We start from the raw sequence: 458 nt of genomic DNA on the forward strand, positions 1-458 counted from the left end.
GTTTTGCTCCGAGCGTCACTTTTGACGAAAACACCGTGAATGCTGATCCTCAGTTGCTGGACAACGATGTTACGCTCGTAGACGCCGAAGGTAACTTTGATGGCGGTTCGTTGACCGTATCAAATCTGCTGTCCGAAGAAACGGTGTCCGTGCGCAATCAGGGCACAGGCGCTGGCGAAATCGGGCTGTCTGGAGCCAACGTCACCTATGGTGGCGCGACGATTGGCACGCTGGCCGGAGGAATGGGCGCAGCGCTGGTTATCACGTTTAACGCTACCGCAACCACGACCTCTATCGAGGTTCTGATCGAGAACCTGACGTATACCAACAGCAATGACGCGCCTCTCGCGCCTCAAGATCTGGTTTTGAATCTGACTGATGCTGCGGGTGATGATCTGGGCGCACTGCAGGGCACTCCCATCTACAGCGAGCTGACAGGGGCGGCCAATGTGTTTGAC

The 458-nt window shown here is 56.1% G+C and carries 1 protein-coding gene; it reads left to right on the forward strand.

Features of this window, described 5'->3' with window-relative positions:
- Positions 1-458: hypothetical protein (locus tag Q4528_RS12685; protein WP_303521820.1), on the forward strand; the 458-nt coding region annotated here is incomplete at both ends.

The sequence above is a fragment of the Staphylococcus pasteuri genome, assembly GCF_030547725.1.
Taxonomy (GTDB): Bacteria; Bacillota; Bacilli; order Staphylococcales; family Staphylococcaceae; genus Staphylococcus; species Staphylococcus pasteuri.